Source organism: Mesorhizobium sp. M0923, assembly GCF_040319365.1.
Lineage (GTDB): Bacteria > Pseudomonadota > Alphaproteobacteria > Rhizobiales > Rhizobiaceae > Mesorhizobium.
Genome location: NZ_JAMYNW010000005.1, coordinates 322,724 through 338,087 on the forward strand (window position 1 = coordinate 322,724; position 15,364 = coordinate 338,087).

14 protein-coding genes, 1 other RNA gene and 1 pseudogene are annotated in these 15,364 nt (G+C 62.1%); 13 read left to right on the top strand and 3 right to left on the bottom strand.

The genetic code is table 11. From position 1 onward, the window contains the following. Positions 1 to 21: 21 nt before the first annotated feature. Positions 22 to 843, top strand: a pseudogene (locus NKH89_RS11595) (LysR family transcriptional regulator); the annotation flags it as partial. A gap of 66 nt (positions 844 to 909) precedes the next feature. Here NKH89_RS11595 and NKH89_RS11600 read toward each other — a convergent pair. Next, on the bottom strand, positions 910 to 1,650 hold the full coding sequence (locus tag NKH89_RS11600) for an SDR family oxidoreductase (RefSeq protein ID WP_352482982.1): 741 nt from the start codon (positions 1,648 to 1,650) through the stop codon (positions 910 to 912). A gap of 405 nt (positions 1,651 to 2,055) precedes the next feature. Here NKH89_RS11600 and NKH89_RS11605 point away from each other — a divergent pair, with 405 nt between their 5' ends. Continuing rightward, positions 2,056 to 3,840: an acetolactate synthase 3 large subunit gene (locus tag NKH89_RS11605; protein ID WP_352908897.1), complete on the top strand. Its 1,785-nt coding sequence runs from the start codon at positions 2,056 to 2,058 to the stop codon at positions 3,838 to 3,840. Positions 3,841 to 3,922: 82 nt separating this feature from the next. On the opposite strand, the gene ssrA is transcribed toward NKH89_RS11605, so the two are convergent. Beyond that, positions 3,923 to 4,278: a transfer-messenger RNA gene (ssrA, locus tag NKH89_RS11610) on the bottom strand. Positions 4,279 to 4,440: 162 nt separating this feature from the next. On the opposite strand from ssrA, the gene NKH89_RS11615 reads away from it, so the two are divergent. The 6 genes from NKH89_RS11615 to NKH89_RS11640 all read left to right on the top strand — a co-directional run bounded on the left by NKH89_RS11615 (position 4,441) and on the right by NKH89_RS11640 (position 8,978). Next, complete coding sequence (locus NKH89_RS11615; protein WP_023676702.1) at positions 4,441 to 4,752, top strand: DUF2853 family protein; 312 nt, start codon at positions 4,441 to 4,443, stop codon at positions 4,750 to 4,752. A 113-nt stretch (positions 4,753 to 4,865) separates the two neighbouring features. Continuing rightward, on the top strand, positions 4,866 to 5,660 hold the full coding sequence (locus NKH89_RS11620) for a thymidylate synthase (RefSeq protein ID WP_352482986.1): 795 nt from the start codon (positions 4,866 to 4,868) through the stop codon (positions 5,658 to 5,660). A gap of 274 nt (positions 5,661 to 5,934) precedes the next feature. Further along, positions 5,935 to 6,726 (top strand): molybdate ABC transporter substrate-binding protein, encoded by a 792-nt coding sequence (gene modA, locus NKH89_RS11625; RefSeq protein WP_031194508.1) that lies wholly within the window; start codon positions 5,935 to 5,937, stop codon positions 6,724 to 6,726. A gap of 15 nt (positions 6,727 to 6,741) precedes the next feature. Beyond that, the gene (gene modB / locus NKH89_RS11630) at positions 6,742 to 7,446 is read left to right on the top strand and encodes a molybdate ABC transporter permease subunit (RefSeq protein ID WP_352495174.1); all 705 of its coding nucleotides are present in this window, start codon (positions 6,742 to 6,744) and stop codon (positions 7,444 to 7,446) included. Then, entirely contained in the window at positions 7,443 to 8,555 is a 1,113-nt protein-coding gene (gene modC, locus NKH89_RS11635; protein ID WP_023720813.1) for a molybdenum ABC transporter ATP-binding protein, read from the top strand. Before modB ends, modC begins: the two co-directional genes overlap by 4 nt. An 81-nt stretch (positions 8,556 to 8,636) precedes the next feature. Continuing rightward, on the top strand, positions 8,637 to 8,978 hold the full coding sequence (locus tag NKH89_RS11640) for a winged helix-turn-helix domain-containing protein (RefSeq protein ID WP_023676697.1): 342 nt from the start codon (positions 8,637 to 8,639) through the stop codon (positions 8,976 to 8,978). A 33-nt stretch (positions 8,979 to 9,011) separates the two neighbouring features. Here the strand turns inward: NKH89_RS11640 and cobF are convergent, their stop codons facing one another. Next, on the bottom strand, positions 9,012 to 9,785 hold the full coding sequence (gene cobF / locus NKH89_RS11645; protein ID WP_023720812.1) for a precorrin-6A synthase (deacetylating): 774 nt from the start codon (positions 9,783 to 9,785) through the stop codon (positions 9,012 to 9,014). A gap of 141 nt (positions 9,786 to 9,926) precedes the next feature. Here cobF and NKH89_RS11650 point away from each other — a divergent pair, with 141 nt between their 5' ends. The 5 genes from NKH89_RS11650 to NKH89_RS11670 all read left to right on the top strand — a co-directional run bounded on the left by NKH89_RS11650 (position 9,927) and on the right by NKH89_RS11670 (position 15,330). Then, entirely contained in the window at positions 9,927 to 10,937 is a 1,011-nt protein-coding gene (locus tag NKH89_RS11650; protein ID WP_352495175.1) for a DUF4424 domain-containing protein, read from the top strand. Further along, a complete protein-coding gene (locus NKH89_RS11655; protein ID WP_023720810.1) occupies positions 10,937 to 11,455 on the top strand; it encodes a dihydrofolate reductase in 519 nt (172 codons plus the stop codon). The genes NKH89_RS11650 and NKH89_RS11655 overlap by 1 nt, the downstream gene beginning before the upstream one ends. A 160-nt stretch (positions 11,456 to 11,615) precedes the next feature. Next, the gene (gene hflK / locus NKH89_RS11660; protein ID WP_352495176.1) at positions 11,616 to 12,707 is read left to right on the top strand and encodes an FtsH protease activity modulator HflK; all 1,092 of its coding nucleotides are present in this window, start codon (positions 11,616 to 11,618) and stop codon (positions 12,705 to 12,707) included. Then, entirely contained in the window at positions 12,707 to 13,669 is a 963-nt protein-coding gene (gene hflC / locus NKH89_RS11665) for a protease modulator HflC (protein WP_023720808.1), read from the top strand. The genes hflK and hflC overlap by 1 nt, the downstream gene beginning before the upstream one ends. 143 nt (positions 13,670 to 13,812) lie before the next feature. After that, entirely contained in the window at positions 13,813 to 15,330 is a 1,518-nt protein-coding gene (locus NKH89_RS11670) for a DegQ family serine endoprotease (protein WP_023720807.1), read from the top strand. Positions 15,331 to 15,364: the final 34 nt, after the last annotated feature.

A 15,364-nucleotide genomic window follows, 5' to 3' on the forward strand; every position in this document is an offset into this window, starting at 1 on the left:
CCTATATGACGGGTTCAAGACATGCAGCTTAGACATCTCAAGACCTTCGTGGCGGTCGCCACCACCTTGAACATCACGCGCGCCTCCGAGCGGGTTCATCTTGCCCAATCGAGCGTGACCGAACAGATCCAGGCGCTGGAAGCCGATCTGGGCACGTCGCTGTTCGACAGGTCACGGCGTGGCTTGAAGCTGACGGCGGCAGGACAGCGCCTGCTGGACTACGCAAACGATCTCCTCGACCTTGCGGACGAAGCCCGTTCCGCTGTCGCCGACGCGAGCGGTACGGTTGCCGGTCGCCTGACGGTCGGCGGCCTGGAGACGCTTTGCGTTACGCGCTTGCCAGCCTTGCTGAGCGAATTCCACCGGCGCTATCCAGACGTGGAACTGAACCTCCAGGCGGGCGATAGCAGCCGGTTGCGTGCCGGCGTGGCCAGCGGGGCGCTGGACGTGTCTTTGCATTTCGGGGCCGCCCCGGCGGCGGCGCCGGAGCTGCGAAGCGAGCAGGTGGCAGAAGAAGAGCTCGTCATCATAATGCCGGCAAATCACCGGTTGGCCGGATATTCTGCCATAACGCCCGACGATCTGGCTGACGAGGCCTTCCTCGTCACCCAGCCCGGTTGCGTCTACAGGCGGATGTTCGACGAAACGTTTGCCGCAACGTTGCCTGACCGTCCAAAACTGGTCGGCGAGTTCGCCAGCATGGGCGCGATACGGGGCCTTGTTGCAGCCGGTCTTGGATGCGCGCTGGTCCCGCGTCTCGTGGGTTCTGCGGCTGACGCCAATATCGTCGTGCTGCCTTGGGTCGGAAGCAGCCCGGTGACGCCGGTCACCATGGTATGGCGCCACCGGCGCATTCAAGCGCCGGTCTTGCAACTGTTCCTCGCAATGGTTCGCGAGGTCTGGCCATCACTAGACCAATCGCTGGCCACCATCGACATGAAGCACGGTTCCGGTGATGAAGCCGTTATGCATCAGGGACGTGATAGCTTGGGCAACGTCGGCTGCCCGGCCGATCCGGCCGACGAGCAGACGCTTTGCCATGGCGTCCAGCGCAGCCGTCTTTCCGCTGCCGACGACGGCATCCCAAATCGGCGTGTCGACCCAGCCCGGCGAGACGACATTGACGCGGATCGGCGCCAGTTCGACGGCAAGCGCGTAGGCGAGTGAGCCAAGGGCCCCATTAACGGCTGCCACCACCGAGCCTTTCGCCGCCGGACGATAGGCGGCGATGCCCGAGGTCAGCGTGATCGACCCCCTGGGCGTCAGATGAGGCGCGCCGTGTTTGGCGAGAAGAAGCGGCGCGACGACTTTGGAATCCATCACTTTCCGCGCTATCGAGACGTCCATCTCGGGAAGCAACACATAGACGCCGATGATGTCTGCGGCGGTCGAGACGATGTGGTCGAGCGTACCGACGTCCTCGAACAGGCGCTGGACCTCGTCCTCGCTTGTGACGTCGGCTGCGATCGTCCTCAGCCTTTCCGGGTGAGGCAAGTGCTGCCGTGCGGCCGACAACCGGTCCTCGGAGCGGCCGACGATCGTAACCTCGGCGCCGGCAGCAAGCTGCTGTTCGGCAAGCGACAGTCCCATGCCGGAACTGCCGCCAACGATCAGGATGCGTTCGGGTGTTGGTGTGGTTTCCTGGTTCATCTTTTCTCCATCAGGTAGCTCGCGGGGCGTGACCGACACGCGGCGAGAAACTGAAGCCTTGTTCGACAAAGGCAGGGGAGAAGGGAAACGGGAAGATACGAATGCTGCCATCGGAAATTCCGATGAAGGGAAGCCCTTGGGTTTTCGCCTTGGCCTGAGACGCCTTAGCCTGAGACGTTGACGATGCGCGATTTTCTGTGTTAGCAGCGATGATCATGAAGATCGCTATGGTTCTTGCAGTGGTAGGAAAGCGCATGGGCAGGATGGTGTAACCATCCGGCGACAGCCACCCGTGCGCGACAAACAGGCTCCTGACGGGGCCTTTTTTTATGCCCGAAATTCTTCTTACGCCCGATTTCGGCGATGCCCCGTCAACCCATCCTCATCACGCTACGGGACAGAACCATGACAAGCGATAATTCCATTCAGGATACGAGCAACCGCATGACAGGAGCGGAGATCGTTCTCCGCGCACTCAAAGACAATGGTGTGGAGCATATTTTCGGCTATCCCGGCGCGGCTATTTTGCCGATCTATGACGAGATATTCCAGCAGGACGATCTCAAGCATATCCTTGTGCGCCACGAACAGGGCGCCGGCCATGCCGCCGAGGGTTATGCCCGGTCCACGGGCAAGGTCGGCGTGATGCTGGTCACGTCAGGCCCAGGCACGACGAATGCCGTGACGCCCCTGCAGGACGCACTGATGGTCGTCTGTCTGTCCGGACAAGTGCCGACAACATTGATCGGCTCCGATGCCTTTCAGGAATGTGACACGATCGGCATCACGCGATCCTGCACCAAGCACAACTCTTTGGTCAAAGACGTCGATGACTTAGCGTCAGCGATCCATAGGGCGTTCCACATCGCCCAGTCGGGGCGACCGGGGCCTGTTCTCGTCGACATGCCAAAGGACGTTCTGTTTGCGTCCGGCATGTACACGCCGCGTTCGGACGTTGCTGCGCTGAAAAATTATCAACCGAAGCTGCAGGGCGACATCAACAAGATCGGCCAGGCGATAGCGCTGATGGCCAATGCCAGCCGTCCCGTTATTTATGCCGGCGGCGGCATCGTCAATTCCGGCCCGAAAGCATCGACATTGCTCCGGGAGCTGGTTCAACTGAGCGACTTTCCGGTCACCTCGACGCTTATGGGCCTTGGAGCTTACCCCGCCTCCGGCAAGAACTGGCTCAAGATGGACGGTCTGCATGGTTCCTATGAGGCGAACATGGCGATGCACGATTGCGACGTCATGATCTGTATCGGCGCGCGCTTCGATGACCGCGTGACCTCGCGTGTGGATGCTTTTTCGCCCAACTCCAGGAAGATACATATCGATATAGATCCGTCCTGGATCAACAAGAACGTCCACGCCGATATCGGCATACAAGGCGATGTCGGCAATGTTCTGGGTGACATGGTTCGTCTATGGCGCGCATTATCTCAGAAACCGGATGGAAGCCGCCTTCAGGACTGGTGGAGAAAGATCGCCGCCTGGCGCGCATGCAATTCGTTCTCCTATGAGATGAACAACGACGTGATCATGCCGCAATATGCGGTGCAGCGCCTTTACGAGCTGACGAAGGATCGCGACACATACATCACCACTGAAGTCGGCCAGCATCAGATGTGGGCGGCCCAATTCTACGGCTTCGAAAAGCCGAACCGCTGGATGAGTTCGGGCGGCCTGGGGACGATGGGTTACGGCCTGCCGGCGGCGCTCGGCGTGCAGATCGCTCATCCGGACAGCCTCGTCATCGATATCGCCGGCGACGCGTCGGTTCAGATGACCATGAAAGAGCTGTCGACGGCAGTCCAGTACGACGCGCCGATCAAGATATTCATCCTGAACAACGGATATATGGGCATGGTTCGCCAGTGGCAGCAAATCCTTCATGGCAACCGCCTCGCGCATTCCTATTCCGAGGCCTTGCCCGATTTTGTCAAATTGGCCGAGGCGTTCGGAGCGGTCGGCCTGCGCTGTGACAAACCAGCCGACCTTGACGATGCGATACAGGAAATGATCGACGTGGACCGGCCGGTGCTCCTCGACTGTCGTGTTGCCAAGCTCGCCAATTGTTTTCCGATGATCCGGACGGGCAGAGGGCACAATGAGATGCTGTTGCCCGATGAGGCTACTGGTGAAACATTCGCCGGTGCGATCGACGCGGTCAGCCAGGGGCTGGTATAAACGCCGCGGCGTCTTGAGCGTATCAGGGCGCATAAAAAGCCCAGCCGGCGAGGCCTGCAGCTGCACATATCAAAAAAGAAGAAATGGAGGTTTCTGTTGCCAGGTACCTCCGAACCCCGCCTAGAAGTGCGAACCACTAGGGCTTGAATTGAAGCTATCGCACCGCTTACGCGGCGAGACGTGCTTCCGCATAGTTGTCGTTGGCAACTATAAGTTTAGCCCGATAACGGTGGTACAATGCCGGGCAAAAGTACGATCTTTACACCTTCGTCGATCCTATTTCGCCCCCAGCAAAAGCCGCTCTTGAGCAGCGGTTTTTGGTGGAGGCGCCGGGTACCGCCCCCGGGTCCGAACGGCTTATTTCATCGCCTGTTTATCACCATAGTCGGTCGAGCCGACGAGGCGAATATAGGGACTGGCGGTGGAAAATGAAAGGCCGGAATGCCACTTTCGTCCGTGTCAAAGTGGATCATCAAGGGGTTGACTTGCAGCCGGTCTCAACCGAAGCTTTGTGGCGGTGAGGAGACCCAGCGCACAGTTGCGGCAGCGCGCCACAATCCTCATCGACCGGATCCCGTGGCGCCGACGAGGGGAAATTCGATGGCCGATTATCTCGCAGACGTAAAAAAATATGATGCGGCGGCGGATGCCGACGCGGTCGCCAAGATCGTCAAGCATCTGGGCATCGCGCTCAGGAACCGCGATTCCTCGCTGGTGTCCTGCACCGACCCGGAGGAACTGAAGCGCGTCAGGAACAGCTGGGTCGCTGGCAAGCTCGGTGTCACCGACGGCGCCAAGGCGGATGCGGCTATCGAAAAGACCTGCAAGGCGATGGCGGCCGACAACAGCAAGAGCCGGGTGACGTTCTATTATCTTGTCGCCAAGGATCTGGGCATGCTCGGCTCGCTCTGAACAAACTCGCCGCTGATGCTGGCGAGGCTTCTGCTGGAATTGTCTCGCTTTGCTGTGTTCGGCCGACGGTCATTCGGCTATGATGGCTGACAACCCGAATCGGACCGGAGCCGATGCGCCAGTATCTCGACCTTCTGAAGCATGTGCTGGAAAACGGCGCAGATCGCGGCGACCGTACCGGCACCGGAACGCGCTCGATATTCGGCTACCAGATGCGCTTCGACCTGGCCCGCGGCTTTCCGGTCACCACCACCAAGAAGCTGCACCTCAAGTCGATCATCCATGAGCTTTTGTGGTTCCTGGCCGGCGACACCAACATCAAATATCTCAACGATCACGGCGTCTCGATCTGGGATGAGTGGGCCGACGAGAATGGCGATCTCGGCCCGGTCTATGGCAAGCAATGGCGTTCGTGGCCGGACGGCCATGGCGGCGCCATCGACCAGATTGCGAATCTTCTGAAGGAGATACGCAAAAATCCTAACTCGCGGCGGCTGATCGTTTCGGCGTGGAACCCTGCCGAGGTAGAGGCCATGGCGTTGCCGCCCTGCCACTGCCTATTCCAGTTCTATGTTTCGGAAGGCAAGCTTTCCTGCCAGCTCTATCAGCGCTCCGCCGACATCTTTCTCGGTGTGCCCTTCAACATCGCTTCCTATGCGTTGCTGACGCTGATGGTGGCGCAGGTGACCGGATTGAAACCCGGCGATTTCATCCACACGCTCGGCGACGCGCATCTTTACTCGAACCATTTCGAGCAGGCGCGCGAACAATTGCGGCGTACGCCCAAGGCGTTGCCGACGCTATGGATCAATCCCGAGGTGAAGGATCTCTTTGCCTTCGGCTTCGAGGATTTCCGGCTCGACAACTATTTCGCCGACGCGACGATCAAGGCGCCGATCGCGGTTTAGCACCCTACCTGACTGTGCATATCGAAATTGCCTACTGCGGCTACGCCCTCGGACGTTGTCAGCATCCATCTTGATCGACCGACGTCTGTGGTGCGCGCAACAGATTCCATGCGATATTTTCTTCGACCTCGATACCGCTGTATCTAAAGGAGGTTATCGCAGGCGGAGAAAACCGCAGCTCAGAATGCCGTCGCCTGGTAAAGAGCCTTTCCTTGTTATGTTCACATGGATATATCGATGGACGGCTTCGGGCGATCCGAGATGAGGAGAGTTCATGCTGGCGCGCAAAGGTTCGACGACGATTGCCATCGCGGGTCTCGCTGCCATGCTGATGGCCGCGGTGCCGGCGGCCCATGCCGATGACAAGGTGGTCGTGTTTGCCGCGGCGAGCCTGAAGGACGGGCTCGATGCCGTCAACAAGGCCTGCGAGGCCAGTGTCGGCGAGGCGGCAACCATTTCCTACGCGGCGAGCTCGGCGCTGGCCAAGCAGATTGAAAGCGGCGCGCCGGCGGACGTGTTCATCTCGGCCGATCTCGACTGGATGAAATATCTTTCCGACAAGGAGCTGACCAAGCCCGACACCGAAGTGAAATTGCTCGGCAACCAGATCGTGCTGATCGCGCCGCAGGATTCCAAGGTTGAAACCAGGATTGAAAAGGGTTTCGATCTTGCCGGGCTCGTGGGTGACGGCAAACTTGCCATGGGCGATTTCAAGGCGGTGCCGGCAGGCAAATACGGCAAGGCGGCGCTCGAATCGCTCGGTGTCTGGTCTTCCGTCGAAGGCAACGTGGCGCAGGCCGAGAATGTGCGCGCCGCCCTAAAGCTGGTGTCGACCGGCGAGGCAGCACTCGGCATCGTCTATGCCACCGACGCGCATGCCGAGCCTGGCGTGAAGGTGGTCGGCACTTTCCCCGACAATACACATCCGCCGATCATCTATCCGGTTGCCCAGCTTGCGGATTCGAAGGGCAAGGATACCCCGGCATTCCTGAAATGCCTGCAATCCGCCAAGGCTGGCGAACTCTTCAAGGCGCAAGGTTTTACCGTGCTTGCGCCGAGCAACTGACGAACGGCCCTGAGCATGAGCTGGCTGCTGGATCTCGCTCCCGACGAATGGAATGCGGTCCGACTGTCCATCAAGGTGGCGACCGTGGCGATGATTGCCAGCCTGCCGCCGGGCGTAGCGATCGCTCTTGTGCTCGCCCGCGGCCAGTTCTGGGGCAAGACGCTGCTCAACGGGCTGGTGCATCTGCCGCTGATCCTCCCGCCGGTGGTGACCGGCTATTTGCTGCTTTTGACTTTCGGCAAGCGCGGTCCGGCCGGAGCTTTCCTGGCCGAACATTTCGGCATCGTTTTTTCCTTTCGCTGGACCGGCGCCGCGCTCGCCTGCGGCGTGATGGGTTTTCCGCTGATGGTGCGGGCGATCCGGCTGTCGATCGAAGCGGTCGACCGCAAAATCGAGGCGGCCGCCGGCACGCTCGGCGCCAATCCATTATGGGTGTTCGGCACGATCACGCTGCCGCTGATCCTGCCCGGCCTGATCGCCGGTGCGATCCTCTCCTTCGCCAAGGCGATGGGCGAATTCGGCGCGACGATCACCTTCGTCTCCAACATTCCGAACGAGACGCAGACGCTGCCGTCGGCGATCTACACTTTCACGCAGGTTCCCGGCGGCGACGCCGGCGCGCTCAGGCTGACGCTGATCTCGATCGTCATCTCGATGGCGGCACTGGTCGCCTCGGAAGTGCTGGCGCGACGCGTCGGCCGGCGGATGGACATCGAATGACGGTTCAGGTCGACATCAGCCACCGGCTTGGCGATTTCGCCGTCAATGCCCGCTTCGAAAGCGCCGGGCGGCTGACTGCGCTGTTCGGGCCTTCCGGCTCCGGAAAGACGACGCTGATCAACCTGATTGCCGGGCTGATCCGCCCGGACAAAGGCCGTATCGCGGCCGACGGCCGTGTGCTGGTCGATAGCGATGCCGGCTTGTTCATGCCGAAGCACAAGCGGCGGATCGGCATGGTGTTCCAGGACGCGCGGCTGTTTCCGCATATGAGCGTGGCGAGCAATCTGCGCTATGGCCGCTGGTTCACGCCGGCTGCTGAGCGCTACGCGGATATCAATGGCGTGGTCGAACTGCTCGGGATCGGCCATTTGCTCGACCGGCGGCCGGCAAAACTCTCCGGTGGCGAGAAGCAGCGCGTGGCAATCGGCAGGGCGCTGCTTGCCAGTCCGAAATTGCTGCTGATGGACGAGCCGCTGGCGTCGCTCGACGAGGCGCGCAAGGCCGAGATCTTGCCTTATATCGAGCGGCTGCGCGACGAGACGAAAATCCCGATCGTCTATGTCAGCCACTCGATCGCCGAAGTGGCGCGGTTGGCGAGCGACGTCGTGGTACTGATGCAGGGCAAGGTCGCTGCTTCCGGTCCAACCGGAGTGATCATGCAGCGTCTGGATCTATTGCCGGCCGAAGAGCGCGGCGAGGGCGGTGCCGTGCTGGATACCGCGGTTCTGCGCCACGACGAGGCGTTTGGCATGACCGTGCTTGGCTCGGCGGCGGGCGAGATCCGTGTGCCGCTTCTGGCAACGCCGGTCGGTGCGCCGGTGCGCGTCCGCATCCGCGCCCGCGACGTGATGATCGCCACCGAGCAGCCGGTTGGCCTCAGCGCGCTCAACATATTCCCGGGCGCGATCATGGCGATAAAGCCGGGCGAAGGGCCTACGGTCGAGATCGGCATCGACTGCAATGGCGCAACCGTGCTTGCCCGCATCACTGAACAGTCGCGGCAGACGCTAGGGCTCCAGCTTGGTCGAAAGGTCTTCGCGGTGGTCAAGACGGTGAGCTTCGACCGGGCAAATACCGGCGCCGGCCTCCCCGCCGAGGCGGATGGGTGAACGGCCGATGATTCGCTATATCGTGTTGGAATAGCGGTATCGCTGGAGAACTTGTAGAATGGCGTGACCGCGGAGGAGCAAATGCCGTCGCTGAGCTTGCGGATAAATCTCGATCCAGATGGCCGCATCGGGCCGGGCAAGATCGAGCTTCTGGAACAGATCGCTGCCTTCGGCTCGATTTCGGCCGCGGCGCGCGGCATGGAGATGTCCTACAAGCACGCTTGGGATCTGGTCGAGGACATGAACCGCGTGTTCGGCAAGCCGCTGGTTGCGGCACAGACGGGCGGCAAGAAAGGCGGTGGCGCCCAATTGACGTCGGTCGGGCTTGCGGTGGTCAGCCGCTTCCGCGCCATCGAGCGGGCTGCGTCTTCAGCAGCGGCGGCGCATATGGAGGCGCTGCAGGCCGAGATCGATGCTGCGTGAACTCGGCGGAATTCATGCCGCGCTCAATCCCTGTCACTCCTCAGGCTCGCCCGGCTTGCGCAGCAGATAGGTGTCCATGATCCAGCCCTTTTTCCGGCGGGCCTCCTCACGAGTGCTGACGATCTCGTCGCTGACGTCGCCAATCCGGCCCGAGATGATGATCTCGTCGGGTGTGCCGAGATAGGCGCCCCAGTGGACGCTAACGTCCTTGTCGGCCAGCGTGTTGAAGGCGCATTTGCCGTCCAGCATGACGATGGTGCTGCCGGCGTTTTCGGGCAGACCTTCCTCGGCGAGCCGGCGGCCGGTGGTGATCAAAATGGCGTCGCCGATGCGGTTCAATGCCATTTTGTGACTGGCTGCGAGTGCCTGGATGGCGGTGATGCCAGGGATGACCTCCAGTTCGAACGCGACATTGCCTCTGAGGCGCACGCGCTCCAGGATACGCAGCGCGCTGTCATAGAGCGAAGGATCGCCCCAGATCAGGAAGGCGCCGCAGCCATCTTCGGGGAGTTCGCCGCGAATCAGGCCTTCATAGATCGCGGCGATCGCCTCGTGCCAGTCGTCGACGGTCGAGCGGTAGGAAGGCGCCGGCTCGGCGCGCACCGGCACATCGAATTCAACGCGGCGCGAGTTCGGATTGATGACGAAGCGGTCGCAGATCTGGCGGCGCAATTCGGCGAGATCGTTCTTCTTCGCGCCCTTGTCGGGGATGAACAGCACGTCGGCCCGATTGAGGCCGTTGATGGCCTGGACCGTCATGTGCTCCGGATTGCCGGCGCCGATGCCGATGACAAGAAGCTTGCGCATGAGCGAACTCCTGCCCGATCGAGACCGGCGTGTCTAGACCGACACGACAAGCCGGCACGCGCCGGCGCGTTTGCCGAAAGGCTTTGAAACGCCACATTGAACGGCTAGAGTCATGTTGGCATTTTCGCCGGGGGAGTTTCCATGTTCCGTTACGTCCTGACCGCAGCCTTGGCGCTCTCGGCTACGCCCGCACTCGCCAATGATTCGGTCGCCGAACTCGGCACCGGTGGGCTGATCCTGTCGCGCAGCGATGCGGTGGCGATGGAAAGCGAGGATCTCTACATCTCGCCGGAAAAGGTGACGGTCGATTACGTCTTCCGCAACAACACCGACAAGGATGTCGATGCGATCGTCGCCTTTCCGATGCCCGACATCGAAGGCGACCCCGAAGAAATACCGGCGATTCCCGAGGCGCAGAGCGACAATTTCCTCGGCTTCGAAGTGACGATCGACGGGGTGCCGGCAAAGCCGCAGCTCGAGCAGAAGGTGTTCGCGCTCGCCATCGACATCGGCGCCGACCTGGAGGCGCAGGGCGTGCCTTTCTATCCATTCGGCGATGCGGCCAAGGCAGCGCTGGCAAAGCTGCCGCAAGCGGTCACCGACGACTGGGTCAACCGCGGCATCATCATCGAAGACACTGCCGATGACGGTTCGGGCATGAAGACCGTCTATACGCCGTTCTGGCAATTGCGCTCGACCTATTGGTGGCGCTCGACCTTTCCGGCCAACAAGGCGGTGCATGTCTCGCATCGCTACAAGCCGAGCGTCGGCGGCACCTCCTCGGTCAGTTTCTTCTATGACGGCCAGTTCCAGGGCCAGTATGCCCCCTACAAGACCCGCTACTGCATGGATGACACGTTCGAGAACGCCGTGCGCAAGGCAGCCAAGGACGATCCCGACGGCTACCCCAAATATTTCGAGAACCGCATCGCCTATATCCTGACCACGGGCGGCAACTGGGCGTCGGGAAACATCGGCACGTTCAAGCTGACCGTCGACAAGGGCGATCCGAAGAACCTGGTCTCGTTTTGCGGCGAAAACGTCAGGAAGATCGGACCGACGACGTTCGAGATGAAGGCGCAGAACTTCTACCCCGAGCGCGACGTTGACATATTGCTGCTGGAGCCATCCGATGGCGGGAACGGCGGCTGATGGACCTCGCGATCTACGTCGCCATCGCCGAGAACGGCGTGATCGGGCGCGAGGGTGGGTTGCCGTGGCGGCTTTCCACCGATCTCAAGCGGTTCAAGGCCGATACGATGGGCAAGCCTATCATCATGGGCCGCAAGACCTATGAAGGCATCGGCCGGCCGTTGCCGGGCAGGCTCAACATCGTGGTGACGCGGGACAGGGCATGGCGCGCCGAGGGCGTAGAAGTCGCGCACTCGATCGAGGACGCAATCGCGCTGGCGACGGTGCGCGGGCGCTGCATGGCAGGCGCCGACGAGATCTGCGTCATCGGCGGCGGCGAGATCTATGCTCAGGCGCTGCCGCTGGCCGATCGGCTGCACGTCACCCATGTGCTGGCCGCGGTCGACGGCGACGCTCATTTCCCGCCGATCGACCCGGCACTGTGGCGGATAGTCTACTCACAGGAGGTTGAGGCCGGTGAGAAGGACAGCCATGCGACACGCTATTCGGTTTACGAGCGGCGCCGCGATGTGAATTGAAGACGACAAAGCGTCGCGACAGGTCTAAATGGACCCAAAGGCGGACTGTGACGGCAGCCGATCGCGTTGAAAGCGTGCCGTTGCATCCCTATAGAAGAATAATATTGGATTTTGCGCCGGTGAGCCGGCGCTTGAGGGAATTCCAAGCGAAAGGACATTCATGCCCTGGAACGACAAGAGCGGCGGCGGCCCGTGGGGCGGCGGCAACAATCAGGGACCTTGGGGACAGGGACCCAAGGGACCCAGCGGCCCGCAGGGCTCGCCTCCTGATCTCGAGGATATCATCCGGCGTGGGCAGGATAGGTTGCGGCGCGCACTGCCGGGCGGCGGTGGCGCGAGCCCGGCGGTGTTCGGGCTGATTGCTGCGGCGCTGGTGGTGCTGTGGGCGTTCAAGGCGGTCTACACCGTGCAGCCCGACGAAGTTGCGGTGGAGCTCAGGTTCGGCAAGCCGAAGGCGGAACTCTCGCAGCCTGGCCTGCATTTCCATTGGTGGCCCATTGAAACGGTCGAGACCGCCAACATCGCCGAGCAGCTTGTCAGCATCGGTGGCGGCAGCACCAGCGGCAATGGTCTGATGCTTTCCGGCGATCAGAACATCGTCAACGTGCAATTCTCTGTGGCCTATCAGGTTTCCGACCCGAAGGCCTATCTGTTCGACGTGTCCGACCCCGGCGGCATGCTGCAGCAGGTCGCCGAAAGCGCGATGCGTGAAGCGGTCGGCCGGCGCCCGGCGCAGGACATTTTCCGCGACGACCGGCAAGGAATTGCGGCGTCGGTGCGTGAGATCATCCAGACGACGCTGGACGGCTACAAGGCCGGCCTCAACGTCAACGCCATTTCGATCGAGGATGCCGCGCCGCCGCGCGAGGTGGCGGACGCGTTCGACGAGGTGCAGCGGGCCGAACAGGACGAGGACAAGTTCGTCGAGCAGGCCAATCAGTATTCCAACCAGAAGCTCGGCCAGGCGCGCGGCGCTGCCGCGCAGATCCGCGAAGACGCGGCCGCCTACAAGAACCGGGTCGTGCAGGAGGCCGAAGGCGAGGCGCAGCGCTTCATCTCGGTCTATGACGAATATGCAAAGGCGCCGGAGGTGACGCGCAAGCGGCTTTACCTGGAAACAATGGAGAGGGTGCTGAAGGATTCGAGCAAGGTCATCGTCGAGCAAGGCAATGGGCAAGGGGTCGTTCCCTACCTGCCGCTGCCCGCATTGCAGCAGAAGGCGCCGGCACCGGCCGCCGGAGGAAACCAGTGATGGCCAACCGTCTTCCCGTCATTGCGGTCATCGCCGCGGTCATCCTGTTCCTGCTCTATTCGTCTGTCTTCGTCGTCAATGCGCGCCAGCAGGCGCTGGTGCTCAGGTTCGGCGAAATCGTCGACGTCAAGAACCAGCCAGGCATCTATTTCAAGGCGCCGTTCTCCTTCTTCGATGCCGACACCGTGCAGCTGATCGAAAACAGGGTCCTGCGCTTCGACCTCGACAACATCCGCGTCCAGGTTTCGGGCGGCAAGTTCTATGAGGTCGATGCCTTTATCGCCTATCGTATCTCGGATCCGCGCGTGTTTCGCGCCGCGGTCTCCGGCCAGATCGAACTGGCCGAGGCCCGGCTGAGGACGCGTCTCGACGCCGCCTTGCGCCGCGTCTACGGCCTGCGCGACTTCGAGGCGGCACTCTCGGAAGAGCGCGCCGTGATGATGCGCGAGGTACGCGATCAACTGAGGCCCGACGCCACCTCGCTTGGCCTGCAGATCGAGGATGTCCGCATCCGCCGCACCGATCTCACGGCTGAGGTCTCGCAGCAGACCTTCGACCGCATGAAGGCCGAACGTCTCGCCGAAGCCGAGCGGCTGAGGGCGCGAGGCAATGAGGCAGCGCAGCGGATCAGGGCCCGCGCCGACCGCGAAGTGGTGGAAATCGTCGCCGAAGCGCAAAAAGAGTCTGAAATCCTGCGTGGTGAAGGTGAAGCCCAGCGCAGCGCGACGTTTGCCGGGGCCTATCAGCGCGATCCGGCCTTCTTCGATTTCTATCGATCGATGAATGCCTATGGCACGGCGCTGAACAGCACCGGAACGACGATGGTGCTGTCGCCGAATTCCGAGTTCTTCCGCTTTTTCCGCGACCCGAACAGCAAGGAAACGCTCGCGGCACCGGCGGCACCACCGCCAGCGCCGCCCGCTCCCGCCGCGCCAGCGGCACAGCCAGGCACCGGCCAGTAGGGCCGGTGCAGGGGAAGCCGGCGTAACGGAGGATTTATCCTCTGGCGGTAGCCGTAGCCGCAAACGTGCCTTATTTCTTGCCAACATGACGCGACGCGGCGTTTTTGCCGAAGCGCTTTTTTAGAACACCCGGAGGCCTTTCGATGACATCCACCACCCTTCTGCGTGCAGCGAGGCGGACGTTCATCGCCGGGGCCGCTGCGCTTCTGGTCGGCGCAGTTGCCGTTCCGTCGTTCGTGACGCCGACAGTGGCAGCCGACGGGCCACCCTCGGTTGCCGATCTCGCCGCCGGCCTGCTCGGCGCCGTGGTCAACATCTCGACTTCGCAGACGGTGAAGGGCACGGAGGGTCCGGGCGCCGTGCCGATGCCGCAGCTCCCGGAAGGCTCACCCTTCCAGGACTTCTTCGACGATTTCTTCAAGAACCGTGGCGGCGACAAGGGCGGCGGCGGGCAAAAGGTGCAGTCGCTGGGCTCCGGCTTTGTGGTCGACGCCGAGCAGGGCATCGTGGTGACCAACAACCACGTCATTGCCGATGCCGACGACATCGAGGTGAATTTCTCCGACGGGGTGACGCTCAAGGCGACGCTGGTCGGCACCGACACCAAGACCGACGTCGCGGTGCTGAAGGTCGATCCGAAAGGGCACAAGTTGACAGCGGTGAAGTTCGGCGATTCCAACACGATGCGTGTCGGCGACTGGGTGATGGCGATCGGCAATCCGTTCGGTCTCGGCGGCACGGTGACGGTCGGCATCGTCTCGGCGCGCAATCGCGACATCAATTCCGGCCCGTATGACGACTTCATCCAGACCGATGCCGCGATCAACCGCGGCAATTCCGGTGGACCGCTGTTCAACAGCAGCGGCGAGGTTATCGGCATCAACACGGCAATCATCTCGCCGTCGGGAGGCTCGATCGGCATCGGCTTCTCCATTCCGTCGCAGCTCGCCTCGGGCGTAGTCGACCAGCTTCGCCAGTTCGGCGAGACGCGGCGCGGCTGGCTCGGTGTGCGCATCCAGCCGGTGACCGACGACATTGCCGAAAGCCTGGGCATGGCGACCGCCAAGGGCGCGCTGGTTGCCGGCGTCATCAAGGGCGGACCGGTCGACAACGGCACCATCCAGGCCGGCGACGTCATCATCAAGTTCGACGGCAAGGACATCCATGAAATGCGCGACCTGCCGCGCGTCGTGGCGGAAAGCCCGGTCGGCAAGGCGGTCGACGTGATCATCGTGCGCAAGGGGGTCGAGCAGACCGTGAAGGTGACGCTCGGCCGACTCGAGGACGGCGAAAAGCTTGCCAGCGGCGGTGAAAACGGCAACACCGACCAGGACGATGCCGACAAGGCGCCTGCCGTTTCGACGGCTGCCGTGCTTGGCATGACGATCGGCGAGCTCAACGACGAGACGCGCACGAAATTCGGCATCGCCGCCGACGTCTCCGGCGTCGTCGTGACCGACGTCACCAAGGATTCAGCCGCTGCCGAACGCGGCATCCAGCCGGGCGAGGTGATCACCGAGATCGCGCAGGAATCGGTCGCCACGCCCAAGGACGTCATGGACCGGATCGGCGCGCTGAAGGAGCAAGGGCGCAAGAACGCGCTTTTGATGCTGGCGTCGAAGACCGGCGAGCTGAGGTTTGTGACAATCCGGATGGATTGAGTCCGGAAGAGCCTGTAACACTCTGATCTTGAAA

What these genes read in the sequence shown, in the direction of transcription:
- NKH89_RS11600 (WP_352482982.1), bottom strand. Translation starts at nt 1,650, where the DNA reads ATGAACCAGGAAACCACACCAACACCCGAACGCATCCTGATCGTTGGC.
- NKH89_RS11605 (WP_352908897.1), top strand. Translation starts at nt 2,056, where the DNA reads ATGACAAGCGATAATTCCATTCAGGATACGAGCAACCGCATGACAGGA.
- NKH89_RS11615 (WP_023676702.1), top strand. Translation starts at nt 4,441, where the DNA reads ATGGCCGATTATCTCGCAGACGTAAAAAAATATGATGCGGCGGCGGAT.
- NKH89_RS11620 (WP_352482986.1), top strand. Translation starts at nt 4,866, where the DNA reads ATGCGCCAGTATCTCGACCTTCTGAAGCATGTGCTGGAAAACGGCGCA.
- modA (WP_031194508.1), top strand. Translation starts at nt 5,935, where the DNA reads ATGCTGGCGCGCAAAGGTTCGACGACGATTGCCATCGCGGGTCTCGCT.
- modB (WP_352495174.1), top strand. Translation starts at nt 6,742, where the DNA reads ATGAGCTGGCTGCTGGATCTCGCTCCCGACGAATGGAATGCGGTCCGA.
- modC (WP_023720813.1), top strand. Translation starts at nt 7,443, where the DNA reads ATGACGGTTCAGGTCGACATCAGCCACCGGCTTGGCGATTTCGCCGTC.
- NKH89_RS11640 (WP_023676697.1), top strand. Translation starts at nt 8,637, where the DNA reads ATGCCGTCGCTGAGCTTGCGGATAAATCTCGATCCAGATGGCCGCATC.
- cobF (WP_023720812.1), bottom strand. Translation starts at nt 9,785, where the DNA reads ATGCGCAAGCTTCTTGTCATCGGCATCGGCGCCGGCAATCCGGAGCAC.
- NKH89_RS11650 (WP_352495175.1), top strand. Translation starts at nt 9,927, where the DNA reads ATGTTCCGTTACGTCCTGACCGCAGCCTTGGCGCTCTCGGCTACGCCC.
- NKH89_RS11655 (WP_023720810.1), top strand. Translation starts at nt 10,937, where the DNA reads ATGGACCTCGCGATCTACGTCGCCATCGCCGAGAACGGCGTGATCGGG.
- hflK (WP_352495176.1), top strand. Translation starts at nt 11,616, where the DNA reads ATGCCCTGGAACGACAAGAGCGGCGGCGGCCCGTGGGGCGGCGGCAAC.
- hflC (WP_023720808.1), top strand. Translation starts at nt 12,707, where the DNA reads ATGGCCAACCGTCTTCCCGTCATTGCGGTCATCGCCGCGGTCATCCTG.
- NKH89_RS11670 (WP_023720807.1), top strand. Translation starts at nt 13,813, where the DNA reads ATGACATCCACCACCCTTCTGCGTGCAGCGAGGCGGACGTTCATCGCC.